General features: G+C 39.3%; 12 protein-coding genes and 1 pseudogene. 9 read left to right on the plus strand and 4 right to left on the minus strand.

The features are described 5' to 3' along the window. Positions 1-117 precede the first annotated feature (117 nt). The 4 genes from F824_RS0110415 to F824_RS0110440 all read right to left on the minus strand — a co-directional run bounded on the left by F824_RS0110415 (position 118) and on the right by F824_RS0110440 (position 8,609). The gene (locus F824_RS0110415) at positions 118-1,530 is read right to left on the minus strand and encodes a SusD/RagB family nutrient-binding outer membrane lipoprotein (RefSeq protein ID WP_019597830.1); all 1,413 of its coding nucleotides are present in this window, start codon (positions 1,528-1,530) and stop codon (positions 118-120) included. Positions 1,531-1,545: 15 nt separating this feature from the next. Beyond that, complete coding sequence (locus tag F824_RS0110420; RefSeq protein WP_026333631.1) at positions 1,546-4,653, minus strand: SusC/RagA family TonB-linked outer membrane protein; 3,108 nt, start codon at positions 4,651-4,653, stop codon at positions 1,546-1,548. 601 nt (positions 4,654-5,254) lie between these two features. After that, on the minus strand, positions 5,255-7,474 hold the full coding sequence (locus tag F824_RS0110435) for a sodium-translocating pyrophosphatase (RefSeq protein WP_019597834.1): 2,220 nt from the start codon (positions 7,472-7,474) through the stop codon (positions 5,255-5,257). A 130-nt stretch (positions 7,475-7,604) separates the two neighbouring features. Further along, entirely contained in the window at positions 7,605-8,609 is a 1,005-nt protein-coding gene (locus tag F824_RS0110440) for a Gfo/Idh/MocA family protein (RefSeq protein WP_019597835.1), read from the minus strand. A 533-nt stretch (positions 8,610-9,142) separates the two neighbouring features. On the opposite strand from F824_RS0110440, the pseudogene F824_RS27495 reads away from it, so the two are divergent. The 9 genes and pseudogenes from F824_RS27495 to F824_RS0110485 all read left to right on the plus strand — a co-directional run. Further along, a pseudogene (locus F824_RS27495) lies at positions 9,143-9,253 on the plus strand (tyrosine-type recombinase/integrase); the annotation flags it as partial. 3 nt (positions 9,254-9,256) lie between these two features. Then, positions 9,257-10,108, plus strand: coding sequence for a DUF6994 family protein (locus tag F824_RS0110450; protein ID WP_019597838.1), 852 nt, complete (start codon positions 9,257-9,259; stop codon positions 10,106-10,108). 195 nt (positions 10,109-10,303) lie between these two features. Beyond that, positions 10,304-11,710, plus strand: coding sequence for a serine hydrolase (locus tag F824_RS0110455; protein ID WP_026333633.1), 1,407 nt, complete (start codon positions 10,304-10,306; stop codon positions 11,708-11,710). A 162-nt stretch (positions 11,711-11,872) separates the two neighbouring features. After that, a complete protein-coding gene (locus F824_RS0110460) occupies positions 11,873-12,535 on the plus strand; it encodes a hypothetical protein (protein ID WP_019597840.1) in 663 nt (220 codons plus the stop codon). A 23-nt stretch (positions 12,536-12,558) separates the two neighbouring features. Continuing rightward, a complete protein-coding gene (locus F824_RS0110465; RefSeq protein WP_019597841.1) occupies positions 12,559-13,203 on the plus strand; it encodes a hypothetical protein in 645 nt (214 codons plus the stop codon). A gap of 184 nt (positions 13,204-13,387) precedes the next feature. Then, a complete protein-coding gene (locus F824_RS0110470; RefSeq protein WP_019597842.1) occupies positions 13,388-14,404 on the plus strand; it encodes an HNH endonuclease in 1,017 nt (338 codons plus the stop codon). Between the two features lie 189 nt (positions 14,405-14,593). After that, on the plus strand, positions 14,594-15,499 hold the full coding sequence (locus tag F824_RS0110475; RefSeq protein WP_019597843.1) for a hypothetical protein: 906 nt from the start codon (positions 14,594-14,596) through the stop codon (positions 15,497-15,499). After that, positions 15,496-15,993 (plus strand): SLATT domain-containing protein, encoded by a 498-nt coding sequence (locus tag F824_RS0110480; protein WP_019597844.1) that lies wholly within the window; start codon positions 15,496-15,498, stop codon positions 15,991-15,993. The genes F824_RS0110475 and F824_RS0110480 overlap by 4 nt, the downstream gene beginning before the upstream one ends. 88 nt (positions 15,994-16,081) lie before the next feature. Then, positions 16,082-17,218, plus strand: a complete 1,137-nt coding sequence (locus F824_RS0110485) for a helix-turn-helix domain-containing protein (RefSeq protein WP_022582393.1) — start codon at positions 16,082-16,084, stop codon at positions 17,216-17,218. The last annotated feature ends 115 nt before the right edge of the window (positions 17,219-17,333 follow it).

A 17,333-nucleotide genomic window follows, 5' to 3' on the forward strand; every position in this document is an offset into this window, starting at 1 on the left:
GATAGAATTGTGGAAAATGGCAATGTGAAATATCTCACCATGAATCGCAATATCAGGAAGAAATGAGCCTGTCAGAGATTTTCTGACAGGCTTTTATTTATTGAATACCGGTTGATTTTATTGATCCCACCATATTCTGTCCAACAAGGTTACTTCAGGGACATTCTTCCCATTTCTACTCACTTCACTGTCCGGATAGGCGAGTCTTCGGATAAACTGACCGTTCAAGGCTGGATTTAGATTCTGCGGCGTGGTCATGTCTTTGTAGCCATAATCAAATCTCCGGGCATCATTCCAGGTTTCGGGATGTAAGAAAAGAGCCACCCATTTTTCCTTGAAAACTGCATCGATGGTAAAATTGGCTTCACCCATGCTGACACTCGGGTCTTGCAGATAGGCTTGTTGGGCAACACTGCTCACGCCTAGCATTTGCATGTGGGCGGAGATTCCATCCAAATATGCTTGGTAGGCACGCCCTTTATCCGAGGCAAAAGCAGCCTCAGCCTCAATAAATTTTTGCTCTGCAAAGGTGGCGATCAGCACTGGAGACTGCGTGCTGGTATAAAATTGGCCCGGGATCAAAGTGGATCTTGCGCCGGATTCAGGTGCATTGCCCCTACCCGCTCCATTTTCGACACCTACAAATTGCCCGGCGTTGGTCCTACCGACCATCAGGGGAAGCCGTGGATCACTGGCTGGATAAGAGGTCCCATCCAATGCCTCGATAAATTGGGTAGAAATCCAACCTCCAAGCAACAGATTTTGATTGTTGATCGCAATTTGCGCCCAAGGATTGAACCTTTGCTCAAAGAAGTCAACTTTTGCATCATCCGCATTGGCAGTAAATCCATTGCTGAGTGCAGTCAGGACCTCATTGGGATTGTAGGAAGCTGATCCACTGGTATGCAAAAGATTTCTTGCCTTCAGCATATTTGCAAATTTGATCCACTTGGAAACATTCCCATTGAAAATGAAATCATCACCGCCAATGGAAATGGAAGTGGGACCGGAAAGATTGGCGATGGCTTGGTCCAATAAAGATAGGATTTCTGTATATAACTGTTGGTCATTGTCATAAACAGGAGTCACGGAGGTAAAATTAAAACCTTCTGAATAGGGTACGCTTCCCCAAATATCAACGGTCATGCCCAAGTTGAGGGCCATCAGGACCTTTCCAGCACCCAGATGGTGATTGGCGCCGCTTTCTTCTGCTTTTCGGATAAGGTCCGTCAAGTCTGTCATCACGTCATACAGTGAAAACCATGTCCCGCTATAATTGATCGGCTCCATGATATCGGAAGAAGTTCCTGGATTGGGAGATGCCAAATACTGAACATAGTTGGAGGTAATGCTTCCGATCCTGTACACATTGAGAGAGGTCTCATAGGTGGCATTAGTCATCAAACCTGAAATCGGTGCATCCTGTGGATTGTTCGGGTTTTCATTGACGTCCAGATAGGTTTCACAGGAAGTAGCCATGGAAATGATGGCAACGCCCAGGGATATTTTAAATATATTGATCAGTTTCATGTTGTCTTCTTTTGATTAAAGGCCCAAATTCAAGGTAAAAAACACACTTTGCACGCCTGGAAAACCAAGACCGGTGAAGCCTATGGCATTTCCTCCGGCACCTGCGCTAAATGATTCTGGATCGAAACCGTCCCAAGGGGTATAAAGAATGATATTGTTGGCTGCGACGGAAAATCTCGCGGTTCGGAAGGGCGTTTTTTCTAATAAATCAGGACTGAGGTTATAGGCCAGCGTGATGTTTCTCAACTTGATAAAACTCGCATCTTGCACGAAATTCTCACTCACACCCCGATAGGTGTTTCTATAAAATCCAGCGCCGTAGTTTCTTCCGTCTGGACCCACTCCCTGTCCCAGCCAAACTTCCTGATTATTGGCAGATCCATCGGCCAAGACACCGTCAAAAACAATGGATTCTTCCCTGTTCTCGGTATATTTTGCGATACCAAATGCGGAAAGGAAATTGTCAAACTGGTTGTACTGCTCGACATTGGTCCTGAAATCAATCAACATGGACAGATCAAAACTCTTGTAGGAGAATTGATTTCGCAGTCCGCCAAACCATTTTGGAACGGCATTTCCCAAAATCAACTGGTTTGCATTTCTGAGGGGAAAACCATTTGCGCCGATTATCTGAGGTCGGTTTCGGTCCAAAACCTGTAGTCCTTCCGGAGTTCCGTTGGCATAATACCGTTGGTAACTGCTGCCATAGATATTGCCGTAGGCTTGCCCTTCCACCAATTTCATGGTGACGGTACTTCCCACATATCCAAACTGGCTTCCCAAGACAATCTCGTCGATTCCCTCCCGGATGGATTTGATCTCATTGTTGTTCATGGAAAGATTTGCAGTCACATCCCATCTGAAATCACCTCTTTTAATTGGCGTAGCATTCAACACGATTTCGATCCCGTCATTTTGGATTTCCCCTGCATTGGTCACGTAAGAAGAAAAACCTGTTGCGTCGGAAACCGGCACCGGTATGATTTGGTCTTTGGCGTTTGATTTGTAATAGGTGACATCCAATCCAATTTTGTTGTCAAAAAAGGCCAATTGGGTGCCAAATTCCAATGAAGTGGTTTGCTCCGGTCTCAGCATAGGATCCCCGAATCGGCTGAATCTAGTGAAACCCACCTGTCCGTTGAGCGGAAAAACATTAGGCGAAGAATACGTTGCACCCAAGATGTGTGGATTGGTATCTTTCCCTACCTGTGCCCAAGATGCCCTTAACTTGCCAAAGGTGATCCAAGAAGGAAGAGATACACTTTCACTGAACACATAGCCAAGATTCACCGATGGGTAAAAGAAGGAATTGTTGTCCTTTGGAAGTGTGGAAGAGATGTCATTCCTTCCGGTAATGTTCAGGAACAATAGATTCTTATAATCCACCATCAGATCCCCATAAAAACCCACGAGCCTTCTGATGCTTTTCCCCTGATTGGCAAAAATCTGGGAAGTATTGCTGAGGTTATAGAATTCGGGAATGACAAAATTCTCACCTCTTGAGGTTAAGCGATCGAATTTTCTTTCGAAAACATCATTTCCAAATCTCAAAGTGGTATTCCAATCGTCATTGAATTGTTTTTTGAGAGTCACATAAAAATTGGAGGTCAAGTCACGGCTGTTGATCCTGGTTTCCTCCAGGAATCCTGTGGCGCTCAATGCTTGTTCCCCGTCTATTCCCTTCGGACCCGGAGTGATTTCTGTTCTGCTATCACTGTAGAAATCATTTCCCAATCGGTAGCTAAAGGTCACCCAATCGGCGGGACTGTAATTGAAGGAAATATTCCCAATGACCCTATTGACATCATCCTCATAGGTAGCAAACCGAGCATCATAAAGTGGGTTGGTATTGCTCCCGACAGAGACCATCGTGCCATCCGGTTTGATATAATCATTGATGTCCGTGGTCTCGGACCAATACACCAATCTTTCCATAAACCTATCGTGGGGAACCCTTTTCCCTCCTGAGTTGGAAAAATTGATGGAACCGGCGAAGTTGAATTTTTCACTCACTTTGATTTGCCCTGAGAGCTTGGCCGTGGTTCTGTCCCAATCACTGAAGGGAATCACGCCTTCCTGATCCAATCTGCCGAAGGAGCCATAAAAGGTCGCTTTTTCACTTCCTCCCGAAATGGAAACAGAATTGTCTATTTGTACACCTGTTTGCATCGCACCTCTCCAATTGTCTTGGTATCGATGGCCATCCACCGTCTGGGCCACTTCGGAGATCGGGGCTCCCCAAGCGGGCCAGAAACTGTTTGGATCATACACTCCGGAAAATCCCTGACCATATTTGTTTTGGAATCCGGGATATTGATTGATCTCGTCGAAACCCACCGAACTTGCAAAATCAACACGCACTTGCCCTTCTTTCCCTTTTTTGGTGGTAATGATCACGGCGCCGTTTGCCGCTCTAACCCCATAAAGTGCCGTCGCAGCAGCACCTTTCAAGACCGACATGGATTCAATGTCATTGGGATTGATGTCCGCCACCCGGTTGGTAAGCCCTCTTGGCGTACCACTGGATTCGATGGTGGAATTGTCCACAGGGACGCCATCCACCACAAAAAGCGGTTGATTATCGGCGCTCGGATCAAGGGAGTTGATTCCTCTGATGATGATCCTGGCACTTTGGCCGGGAGCGCCACCCGAATTGGTGACCTGAACACCTGCAACTTGGCCTTGTAAGGAATTGACCAAATTGGCTTGTTTGGTTCTGCTGATGGCCTCGGCGCCGATACTTTGGGCGGCATAGCCCAAGGCTTTTTTGTCCTGTTCGATACCGAATGCTGTGACGACCACTTCGGAAAGCTGTGAAATGTCCTGTCGCATCACCACATTGATGGTGGATCTGTTTCCTACAGCGATATTTTGTGTTTCAAAACCGATAAATGAAAAACTGAGCGTTTCATTTCCCGTGGGCAAATTGAGGCTAAAATTGCCATCAATGTCAGATACCGTTCCCGTTGTGGTGTTCCGGATCAAGACACTGACGCCGGGCAAAGGCCCACCATCTTCCTGTGTGGTTACTTTTCCTTTCACTGTAAATTGCTGTGCATTCACGGGAATTGCCAGCACAAACAGGGTGAAAAAAAGGACCAGATTCGTAAATCTTCTCTTCATAATATGATTTTTAGGGGTTAAAAATGATTTGATTTTGTTTTCACCCAATGCACAGAAGGCATTGGACCGATGGCAGGTGATGAAATCAATTCTTATTCTTCACCGAATTTTTCCAAGTGGAGAATGGGGAGTAATTGATTTTTTTAATGATTTCGACAAGAGCAAACAAATGAAAAAAACATAATCGGCTGGTTTAAGGGTTATAAAATTCTCTTTTATTTTATAACCCATTGGCATTATATCACATATTGATCAAAAAACAAACTGATTTTATTCTAAAAAACACCGATTAGTTTATTGTTTGGTTTTCTATCGATTGGGTATTGATATTGATTGTGTTCTGGATGCAATCCTTTCTTTTTTACTGTTGGGGAAAGAATATATTTTATGAATATCCGCTACTTTTCCACCAGACCCAATGGACCAGTGGAAAAGCCTGAAAAATACAGCATTTGGGATTTGGAAAGGAAACGCCGACGAAAAAAAACCCCAAGGAGGGATAATACTTCTACACCCTTCGGCTCAAACTGTTTTTGAAATCCCCACAAAAAAAGCCACCCTTTCCAAAGGTGGCTTTTCCATTGTTATCCATTTTCGGAAATCAATCGTTTTTATTGATCACCAATACTTTTTCTACATCGACTTTTTTGACTTGCTCAAATTGGATTTCTTTTTTGATTTCTTGTTTCTCCATTCCGATGGTTTCTGTACGTTCTCTTTCGGAAATGTGCGGAGCAATGACCAAGGCCACGATGGACATCAATTTGATCAAAATATTCATCGATGGTCCTGAAGTATCCTTGAAGGGATCTCCTACGGTATCTCCCGTCACGGAAGCCTTATGTGCCTCAGATCCTTTGTAATGCATTTCTCCATTGATCATGACACCTTGCTCAAAGGATTTCTTGGCATTGTCCCAAGCTCCTCCGGCATTGGACTGGAAGAGTCCCATCAGCACACCAGAAACGGTCACACCCGCCAACAAACCTCCCAAAACCTCGGGGCCAAACGTAAAGCCAACGACAATCGGAACCAGCAAGGCGATTGCGCCCGGAAGGAGCATTTCCCTAAGGGATGCCTTCGTGGAGATTTCCACGCACTTCTCGTATTCCGGCTTGGCTTTGTATTCCATGATTCCGGGGATTTCCCGGAATTGTCTTCTCACTTCGTTGACCATGTCCATGGCGGCACGGCCTACGGCAGCGATACAGAGGGAAGAGAAAATATAAGGAATCATGCCACCCACAAACAATCCCGCCAACACATTGGCTTTGTAAATATCAATCGAATCAATCCCGGCGATGCCCACAAAAGCGGCGAACAGCGCCAAGGAGGTCAATGCCGCAGAAGCGATTGCAAATCCTTTTCCCGAAGCAGCGGTGGTATTCCCCACTGCATCCAAAATATCCGTTCGCGTTCTCACATCTTTCGGCAATTGGCTCATCTCGGCGATACCGCCTGCATTGTCTGCGATAGGTCCAAAAGCATCAATGGCCAATTGCATCGCAGTGGTCGCCATCATGCCGGCAGCAGCAATGGCCACACCATACAATCCCGCAAATTCATACGCTCCATAAATACCCCCGGCCAAGACCAGAATCGGCAACACAGTACTTTCCATTCCTACGGAAAGTCCGCCAATGATATTCGTAGCATGTCCTGTTCCGGATTGTTGGATGATGGAGTTCACAGGTCTCCGCCCGATGGCGGTATAATATTCTGTGATGATGCTCATCAGAGTACCCACGACAAGCCCCAAGATAATGGCATAATACACATCCATGTTGGAGAAAGCGTACCCCCTGATGATCATCGTTTCGGGAAGCATATAACTCACGATGAAGTAAGATGCTATTCCAGTAAAAACAATCGAGGACCAATTGCCCATGTTGAGCGCTTTCTGAACGTCTCCTTGGTCATCGCTGATCCGGACAAACAACATGCCCATGATCGAAAAAATGATACCCAAACCTGCGAGGACCATTGGCAATAAAATCGGTGCAATGCCGCCAAATTGATCTTCGGAAATAATTTCCCTTCCCAAGACCATGGTGGCCAAAATCGTGGCGACATAGGAACCGAACAAATCGGCGCCCATTCCTGCCACATCCCCAACGTTGTCCCCGACATTGTCGGCGATGGTTGCGGGGTTTCTGACATCGTCTTCCGGGATGCCTGCTTCCACTTTCCCGACCAAGTCAGCCCCTACATCGGCAGCCTTGGTGTAGATGCCACCCCCTACCCTTGCGAATAGCGCGATGGATTCCGCACCGAGGGAAAATCCTGCGAGTACGTCAAGTGCCTTTTCCATTTCAAGACCATTCACGCCCGCTCCGGCGCTCACTACATATACCTGATAGAAGATGATGAACAAGGATCCTAAACCCAAAACAGCCAATCCTGCCACGCCGAGGCCCATCACGGAACCACCGGTAAAGGATACCTGAAGGGCTTTTTTTAGACTTGTTCGGGCTGCTTGTGTCGTGCGGACATTGGCTTTGGTGGCGATATTCATGCCGATATAGCCTGCCAAAGCGGACAAAACCGCTCCGATGACGAAGGAAATGGCGATCACCGGACTGGAAGTCTCCACGGTGGTACCGGACCAAGCCAAAAGAATTCCAGCAATAATGACAAAATACGTCAAAACTTTCCACTCTGCCCTTAAAAATGCCATGGCTCCCTGGGCGATGTAACCGGCCAATTCGACCATGGTTCCATCACCTGTTTCCTGTTTGGTTACCCAGGCGGATTTAATGGCCATTGCAAGAAGCCCGATGATCCCCAGTGCGGGGATTAAGTAAGTAATTGCTTGTTCCATATTTATTGATTGGTTTATTGTTAATACTACATACCAACAAATATATTATTATTCACCAACCAAGCAATTAAAAGTATCGATTTAAGCAGGAATTGTAAACAGAATATTGTGCTGTATCAAAAAATCCCGATCAGACATCCCGATCGGCAATGATTTGCTCCATGACCCAGTTGGTTCGTGCAGCCGATACGCCCGTGCTCAAGGCTACTCCCACTCCCATCAAGTCCTCCACGATGTTTTCAATCAGGAAATGTTGGATGTTTTTGGGGAGTTCCAATTGGAAGCGTTCCAAGCCCATCTGCTCTGTATCCAGGATAAATCCTCCTGAGCCAAAGGTTTCGTATTCGATTGTTCCTTTGCTGCCATAAATGACGGTCCGGTCGGATTCGGTATCAGCAGCAGTGGTAAAACACCAATTTCCCGTGCCTAAAACCCCATTTTCAAACCTAAAGGCTGCCGTGACCAAATCTTCCGCAGGGTATTGTTGCCCTTGGTTGGTACAAAAGCCCTTGACCTGGGCGATGGGCCCGAGGAGAAAATCCAGGTAGTCGAATTGATGCGAAGCGAGGTCGTAAAAATAACCACCTCCGGCGATTTCGGGATTGACGCGCCAATTGCTTTCCAAGGCCTCCTTTTTCTGATGCCTTTGGGGTTTTTTCATGTCTATGTGCAGTGTCCTGACTTCCCCGATGGCACCGGACTGGATAAGTTCCTTAATTCTGACAAAATGAGGCAAGGATCTTCGGTAATACGCCACGTACAAGGGCACTCCGGCCTTTTCGCAGACCTCGATCATTTCCAGGCATTCGGCATGGGTCCTGGCCATGGGTTTCTCTACATAAACCGGTTTCCCGGCTTCGGCAGCCATTTTGGTCAATTCGAGATGGGCATCCGGCGGCGTGGCAATATAGATGGCACTGACTTCCGGATCATTGACCAGGGCTTGGGCATCGGTGTACCATTTTTCCACCCCATGCCTTTGGGCGTAGTCTTTGACCTTTTCCTCGTCGCGGCGCATGACGGCCACCAATCGACTGTTGGGTACCAGGTTCATGGCAGGTGCGGATTTGAGTTCACATACAGCACCCGCTCCGAGTATACCCCAGCGGACTTCATTGTCTTTTATTTTTTTCATTGTCAGCAAATTAAAAACAAATTTCCCAAAGGTCGGAAGAAATGGGTTTGTGGGAAAATAAAAGTGATGGGATTTTAAACGTTTAAATGGATTAGGTTTTTGTTCGGATACTTTAAACCCGGAATATGCATTAAAATTCCTATTCCGAATTCAAAATGCTTCAAAATCAATCGCTTCGCTGCATTTAACTCATTCACCATAGCGATGCTATGCCTTATTCGTAAAATACTTGATTTTCTTGCATTTTGACCTCTCACTACGGATCCAAATGCAAAATCCGAGTTAAATTGGCGGGATATGGGCTTCGAAAGCCAATATTTTTAGAAAATCTTTTTAAAATGTACAGAAAACCGCTCCAAATAGAAGTCATCGGCAGAAAAATCATCTTGAGACTGCCCAAAAATGAAACCGACATCCAGTTTATCCGGAGTTTCCGGTTCTTTTCAATCCTTAAAAATAACCAGAATTCAGAAAAATGTTAGGTCCATACCTTAAGACATTCATTCGCCACCCATCTACTTGAAAACGGAACAGATTTAAGGTATATACAAAGTTTATTAGGCCATGAAACTTCAAAAACCACTCATATTACTACGAAGGGTTCTGACCAAATAAAAAGTCCGATGGCCGGATTGGATATTTAAAGATTGGTTTTACATTTAGCTGATTGGAAAATAACCGCAACCATTGCGCCATGTAAGTCTAATGGATTACATGGCGCAATGGTTGCGGAAAGTAAAACGTTACAGGCAAGCGTAGGACGACACAGCCCGACAATAAAAATGAAATTTGACGTAAAAATGACAGAACAAATTGATATAGATTTTGACTTTCGAAAAGACAGTAAATGTGGCGACCCTGATACGGACAGTCTAAAATTATATGAAACTCACAAGTTGTTATGGAATAAAGAATTACCAAACGGAAAAGAATTCACCTTGGAAATTAAAGGAGACAGTTATGGAAGATTTCTTTTGAAAAACAACTTCACAATGAATTTATCAAGCGACAGAATGTGTCCTCATTTTGACGGGAAATATAGCAACAAATTTGACGGTTGGCTTTCAGACAATGAACGAGAAGAACTAAAACATAAAGTGCGGACAATTGGCGGACACATAGTTTTTCCAGCACATAAAAAGAATGGTTTCACAATTAATCAAGCCAGAGGAGTAAGTAGAATAATTTGTGACAGGTTTGACTTGACATTGGAGTGCATAAAACGTTTTTACAAAGACCAAGAAAGCCCACTTTCAAAGACAATTACAAATTACAATGACTTTTTTGACTTGTTTGTTGACTTTAATGGCTATGTTGACTTTTTTCATTTACAAGACTTTGTTGACCAAAACGGACAAATTAAATTTTCTCTACCGTTTGACAATTTCAACAGACCGCCATTACCACAGACAATTGACGAGTATAAAAAATATAAGGAACATACATTAGACTTAATGAACAACAGAAACAGACGAATATTAAAAAGCATAACAAGTTGACAATATGAAACTTGACAACTTAATGAAACAAAAACGCCAGCCTGTAACAGCACCTACCCAAAAGTGGCGGTTCAGTGGTTCAATCAAGCTTTGTGCTTCTATCAAAGTTTCTGCTTGGTTGACAGTGAAGTGCTCCGAAATCGCCACCTTCGGGTAGCTGCAAAACGTTAGCTGATATTATAAACAACCGAACGTATGAAAAAAACGACAATTATTTTTATTTTAACATTTATGACAAATGTTGTGTTTGCACAAACCGACAATTACAAAAATGCTATTGACAATTTTCAAAAGAATTACAATGCTGAAAAGTATGAAGATATTTTTAACAGTTTTTCGCTTGAAATGAAACAAGCATTACCTATTGACAAAACAAATCAATTTTTAACTGGCTTGAAAAGTCAAGTTGGGAAAATTGAAAAAACGGAATTTGTGAGTTATCAACAAGGAACTTATGCAACTTATAAAACGAATTTTGAAAAAGCTGTTTTAGCGGTCAACATTTCACTTGACGAGCAAAACCAAATTAATGGGCTTTTCATTAAGCCTTACGAAGAGCCGAAAAAAACCGAAAGCATCACTGTAAACGCATTAAGCAACTATCCGACAGATATTGCTGAAATCATCTTTTCAAAATCCAAAGATTTTCCGAATAACACTCAACTTTCCATTGCCTTAATTCAAAATGGAAAAACAAAATATTACGGAATTATAAAAGTAAATGACACCATAAAACCCTACGTAAATCAAAATAAAATTTTTGAAATCGGTTCAATTACAAAAGTTTTCACTTCAACAGTCTTGGCTTCGCTTGTTGTAGAGAAGAGACTCAAATTGACAGACGAAATAAATACATATTATTCATTTCCTTTCAAAAATAACATTAAAATAAGTTTTGAAAGTTTAGCTAATCACACTTCGGGCTTATCAAGATTACCTGAAAACTTAGACCTATCTAATGAATCTAATCCATACAAGAATTATGGTAAAAAAGAAATTGAGGAGTACCTTAAAAATTTGCTAAAACTTGAAAATGAACCTTCAAAAATATATTCCTACTCAAATTTAGGTGCAGGACTTTTGGGTTATACCTTGGGTTTATCACAAAAAATGAGTTTCCAGAAATTATTAGAAAAGAGGGTTTTTGACAAATACAAAATGAAAAGTTCATATACAACTTCTCAAAAGTTGGATGACAGACTTGTTAGAGGAGTAGACCAAAATGGCGAATTTGTTTCTAATTGGGATTTTGATGTTCTTTTTGGAGGTGGCGGAATCTTATCGACAACAGAAGATTTGGTAAAATTCGCAAATGCACAATTCAATCCTAAAAACACAGAACTTGCATTGACTAGAAATCCAACTTTTGACATAAGCGAAAATATGAAAATTGGTTTAGGCTGGCATATTCTCAAAACTGAAAATGGGTTTAATTGGATTTGGCATAATGGAGGGACAGGTGGTTATTCTTCATCAATGGTTTTAGATGCAGAAAAGAAAAATGGGGTAATTATTTTATCTAATGTTTCAGCATTTAATCCGAAAATGGAGAATATTGACAAATTATGCTTTGAATTAATGAAACAAAATGAAAATCAATAACATCAGCTAACAGCCGTTTTGCAAAAGCGGGGGTTTCGTACTTCTATGAAAGTGAAGTACTAAATTCAAGTTTTGTGCATCTAATGAAGTTTAGTGCTAAAAATCCCCGCCTTCGCAAAGCGGCAAAACGTTAGCAGCTATATTAACAGCAAATAACCGTAAATGACAATAGACAACGAAAATATAGACAACAAAGAAACTACCAACACCACAGGCAGTAAAGATTTTTCTAACAAATCCAGTTACAATGAAAAAAAAATTGAGACTGGTTACGGCAAAATTTTAGTTACTGCAATCGTGACTGCTCTTTTAACATCATTAACTCAATATTTTTTACAAAATAGCAAATTATCAAGCGAGCAAGAATATTGGAACAAAAGATATGAAGTTGAAACTATTGACAAAATTAACAGTCATCGCATACAACTTGTTGATGAAATAAATAGTGAACTCCTACAATTAGAAATAAAAGCAAAAGAAATAAAAATAAATGCAGCGGCTTCCAAATACTATACGACTCCCGAAGAAGTAAAGGAATTGACAAATCTTATGGTTCAATATCACAAAGATCTTTATTTGAATGCAGCAAAAGTTCATATGGCTTCTTTGTATTTTGGTAACGAAGTTGATAGTTTAATACCCGTTTTAGGGAAATCTCTTGAGTTGAACTTTCAAAACAACCTCTTAATAAAACAATCTGGGATTAAACTTCCTGAATTTGAATTAGACTTTGAAACTTTAGACACTTTGACAAAATCAAGAAACGCAATAACAAAAGCGATGATTAATGAAATAGTGAAGTCATATGAATTAAAAAAAAAGTAGAAACACAACCCCAAATTAAACAAATGGATTTTTCTAAAATAAATATTGAAGGTGTTTTAATTGGTTCTCTAATTGGACTTTTTTTAAAAACCTTTTTTGACAGATTTGCTACAGCTTCAAAACTTAACAGACAAAGAAAGGTAATACTTGATTATTCAAAATATATTGGGCTTGACAAATCTTTAAAATTCGTAGAAGACCTGGACTTTATAAAAAAGTCAATAGTTGCAGTAACTGAAGAAGAGATTAAGGAAACCCAAGAAAGTAATTATGCGGTTGACGCTATGCCGATGTTTACAAGTTCAATCATTAAAAGTTTCACACAAGAAGAACTTAGAAGAACAACTTATTCAACTATTAATTACATAACAATTTTGGACATCACATATAGCATTGATTTTTTAAGAGATTATATGCCTTTACAACTTTGGGAAAACTATCATACAAAAGTCAGACAGCATATGGAAGATGACAAAATAAAAATTGAAGACGAAATAAAACATTTTCAAGAATGTGGTTATTTAAAATCTCTTGCAAGTAACGCTGTAAATGAAATTGAAATGAAAAGAACAAGAGCTATTGAAACTCATAGACAATTTCATAACTTAATTGACAGGCTAAAAGGTTGGAATATAATATGGACAATAAAATACTTATTAAGGCAATAAATACAGCTGCTAACAGGCGTTTGGCAAAAAAGCGGGTTCAGTGCTTAATTGAAGCTTTGTGCTTCGTATCAAGTTCAGTGCTAGCAGACAGTTTAGTGCTTCGAAATCCGCTTCTTCGCCAAGCGCCAAAACGTTATAAGCCATTTTAGGACGACACACACATCCAAACTAACATTGACGACAAATGAGTAAAATAATAATTGCAAACATTACTTGGAATCCATTCGGTTGGAGAAACAATAGCTACATAAATCCTAAAGCTGGACATAAATACGCCCAAGACAATGTTGGTGGCGAATCATTAAATTTCAATTTCAACAAAAAGGCGGTTGACACAGACAAGTTTGTAAATGGTTTCGTTCAATGGAAAAATGCTCCAGTAAAATTTGAAAAAGGCGGACTTATAATATTTTACACAAGGAATACTGACGAAAACAAAGGACAAATAGTTGGAGTGTATGGCAAAGCAGAAACATTTAGTGACGCAAGAAAACTAGAAGTTCCGTTTCAAAAAAATGTTTATTGGACGAACATTAAAGCAGAAAGGGATTTTTCAATTTTATTTCCTTTACCACTTGACGCTAACAACTACAAAGACAATTCAAGCGATAGAATGGTTGGGCAAATTGGTTTCACATACAAAGACGACACGTTTGCTGAACAAATACTTTTTGACGAACTAACCGAACTATCAAAAGCAGGAACTAACGAAAAAGATTTTAATAAACTTTTATCCATTTACGAATACTATACTGGTAAAAAGTTCAAGTTGACTTTTGTTTCAAATGACGAAAAGGAACAAATCGAACTTGAGAAATTTTTCAAAAAGAATAAATCAAAGGCGGACATTCTAAAAGACTTGGAGAACCTTAAAGACAGCGACCCTGAAGAAATTATTGTTAATCACAAAACATATAAACGTGACAACAAAACAATAGCACAAATAAAAATTCTTCGGGACTTTAAATGCCAAATTTGTTCAACGACAATAATGAAAAAAGACGGAAGCAAGTATATTGAAGCTGCACATATAAAAGCCAAACACTTAAAAGGACGAGAAACACTTGACAACATAATTTTACTTTGCCCAAACCATCATAAAGAGTTTGACTTTGGACAACTTGAAATTAAAATTCACGACAAAAAACAAATTGACTTTTTACTAAACGGACAACGACATAAAATAAAACTAACTGTATAATGACAACTCAAACCCTTGTGGACAGAAGAAAAACGGCTTATAACAGCACATTTGCAATAGGCGGGGTTTCGTGCTCCGCAGACAGTTTAGTGCAAGCCGAAAGTTTTGTGCTCCGCATAAACATTAGTGGTAAAATTCCCGCCCATCGCAAATTTGCAAAACGTTGGCGGTAATTCTAAATGACGACATATGAATCAAGAAAAAACAATTTCCAGACAAGAACTGACTGAGTTTTATGAACCTCTTTTGAAAGGTTATAGTGAGTCATTTAAAACCAAAATAAATACAATTGAAAATATCACTAAAACTGTCTTTAATGACGCAAACGAAGTAACCATAGACCAACTGAAAGATTTTTGTCACACTTCTAACGACAATTTTCTAAAGTCTATGATAGACAGACTAATTGGAGTTAGAGAAATTATCTATTGTAGAGAAAATAATTTAGAATTAAAAATGTTAGCTGTTTGGAGACTAATTTCTAACTCTATTAGACTTATTCCGAGTGAATTCACTATTTCCTCTATTGGTTCTCAAGGCTTTTTATCAATCCCACTTTATAAAACAGATAAGCCATTAGAAGCATTTGACTTTATTAGATTACACATTTGGGACGACAGTTTGGATAAATATATGGATTTACAAAAATGTGAAGACTTTTCAATTCACTCTCATACATTTTTTGCAAAAAGTTGGATTATCACAGGCCAAATAATTAATAACAGATATGAATTTGATTTAAATTCAAGTAACTCTAAACACTCATTTTTTGAAGTTGTCTACAATGACTCTTTAAATCAAGTTAACCAACATAGCTCAAAGGCAGTCAATAAAGGCAAAAATGCAGAATTAATTAAAGTGAGCGAAGAAATTCATTACGAAAGCGGGTATTATGAAATTAAACCAAGTAAGCTTCACAAATCTGGACATAAAAACTCGCCATTATGCTCTGCAACTTTTTTTTCATTTACGGGTAAAGACGGTCTTGGAAAATCATTTGTAATAGGTCCAAAAGAAATAACCGAATCAGAAATAAACAGAAAAATGAATATTGACCCAATTTACCTTTTAGACAAGATAGACAAACAATTATGAATCAAAAAGAACTTATGCTATTAGACTGGATGCGTAAAATTCACCAGCTTGAATACGCACATTGTTTCCAGTCTTTATATTTCAGTAGGATTGAAAAGACAATTGGAGTTAGTGCTTTTATTTTGTCAACAGCGGTTGCATTCACTTATAGATTTCCATTTATTGGCTATCCTTGTGTTAAGGAATATATTTTACCCTTTATTCTTTTTTTAGTAGCTATATTGACAGGTTATCAGTCATTTATCAAACCTGGAGAAAAAGCCGAGACTCATAGAAAGTTGGGGATTGAATATGAAAAAATCCGACACGAAATTGAAACAATTTTAACAGGAAAAATGGATGACCCCAAATTAGACTCACATATTGCGGGAGTAAAAAATAAATGGGACGCTTTGAACACCATATATGTAAGTCAAAGACATTACGACAATGCAAAAGCAAAAGTGAAATCATTTAACAAATATCCTAAAGAACTTGACTTTATAAAGACATAAAAAGAACTACCGCCAACAGCCGGTTTGCAAGCTTAAAAAAAATGTGGAGAATTCAAGAAACAAACAATGAAAAATAAAAAAAAGATTAATGGATAAAATTAATTTATTGGTTACAATCTCTGTAATAACAATGTTCATTTCATTATTTCTAGCATTATTTTTGGTTACAGTCAAAACAGAACATAAATTAAGTAATCGTCTTTTTGCCTTTTTTTTGATTTTATCTGCAATTGACATGATTGGAAATATAAACTCTTTGTTTTATATCTCGTTGAATGTTAGAGTTTTTATAAGTTCATTTTTTTTATTACAACTTCCCACTTTTTATTTATATGTCTTATCCGTTTGCTATTCTGATTTTAAGCTCAAGCAAAAACATTTAATTCATAGTGTTGCTTTTTTAATAGCAAATTTAATCTTATTACCCCACTTTTATACTGTCGATTTGCCTTCAAAAATTCGTTTGCTCGAAAAAAGTAGTAGTATACCAGAAATACAGTTTAATCATATTTTAATGCACATTCAAATGCTGTTATACATCGTTGCAGCTTTTATGATATTGAGAAAAGCGAGGAAAATTTATCTTGAAAATTATGCAGGAGCAAGTATCGAATCACTTAAATGGTTATTTCAATTTACCTTGGCATTGTCAGCCTTTTACTTCATTGCGCTAGTAAAAAACATATTTAAGTTTACAGTGTATCTTAACATCTCCGAAGGATTAAAAATTGGACTTCTGATATTTGAATTCTTCATCATTTTTTGGTATTTATATAAAGCATTAAATAACCCCAGTTTATTCAGGAATATTGATTCAAAATTAAAACTAGTTTCTGATATTATCTCTGAAGAGAAAAAAATCGAACCTGAAACTTTAAACGAAGATCTTTTGAGATTAAAGAAATATATGGCTGATGAAAAGCCATTTCTTGATCCTGCTTTGACGATTCAGGATATTTCAAATTCTTTAGATATTCCAGTTCGTGAATTATCAGTTTTAATTAATCATCAGTTGGGTCAGCATTTTTATGATTTCGTGAACACTTACCGGATCGAAAATACAATTGAAATTTTGAAAGATTCATCAAAAAGTAAAGTCACAGTTCTTGAGATTTTGTATGAAGTTGGTTTTAATTCTAAATCTTCTTTTAATACTGCTTTTAAAAAACACACAGGAAATACGCCAACTTCTTATCGTAAAAGACTACAAAACAAATACTTGTAATTACTCGTACTTTTTACTTTAACTATTCGTACCAATTTTTTTTCAGAAATGTGGTCGAGTACATCCATTCGGTCGCATAAGTTTCAATTCTTCCACAAATTTGTATCGAAATAAT

Origin of the sequence: Rhodonellum psychrophilum GCM71 = DSM 17998 (genome assembly GCF_000381545.1) — a bacterium.
In the GTDB taxonomy this organism is placed as follows: domain Bacteria; phylum Bacteroidota; class Bacteroidia; order Cytophagales; family Cyclobacteriaceae; genus Rhodonellum; species Rhodonellum psychrophilum.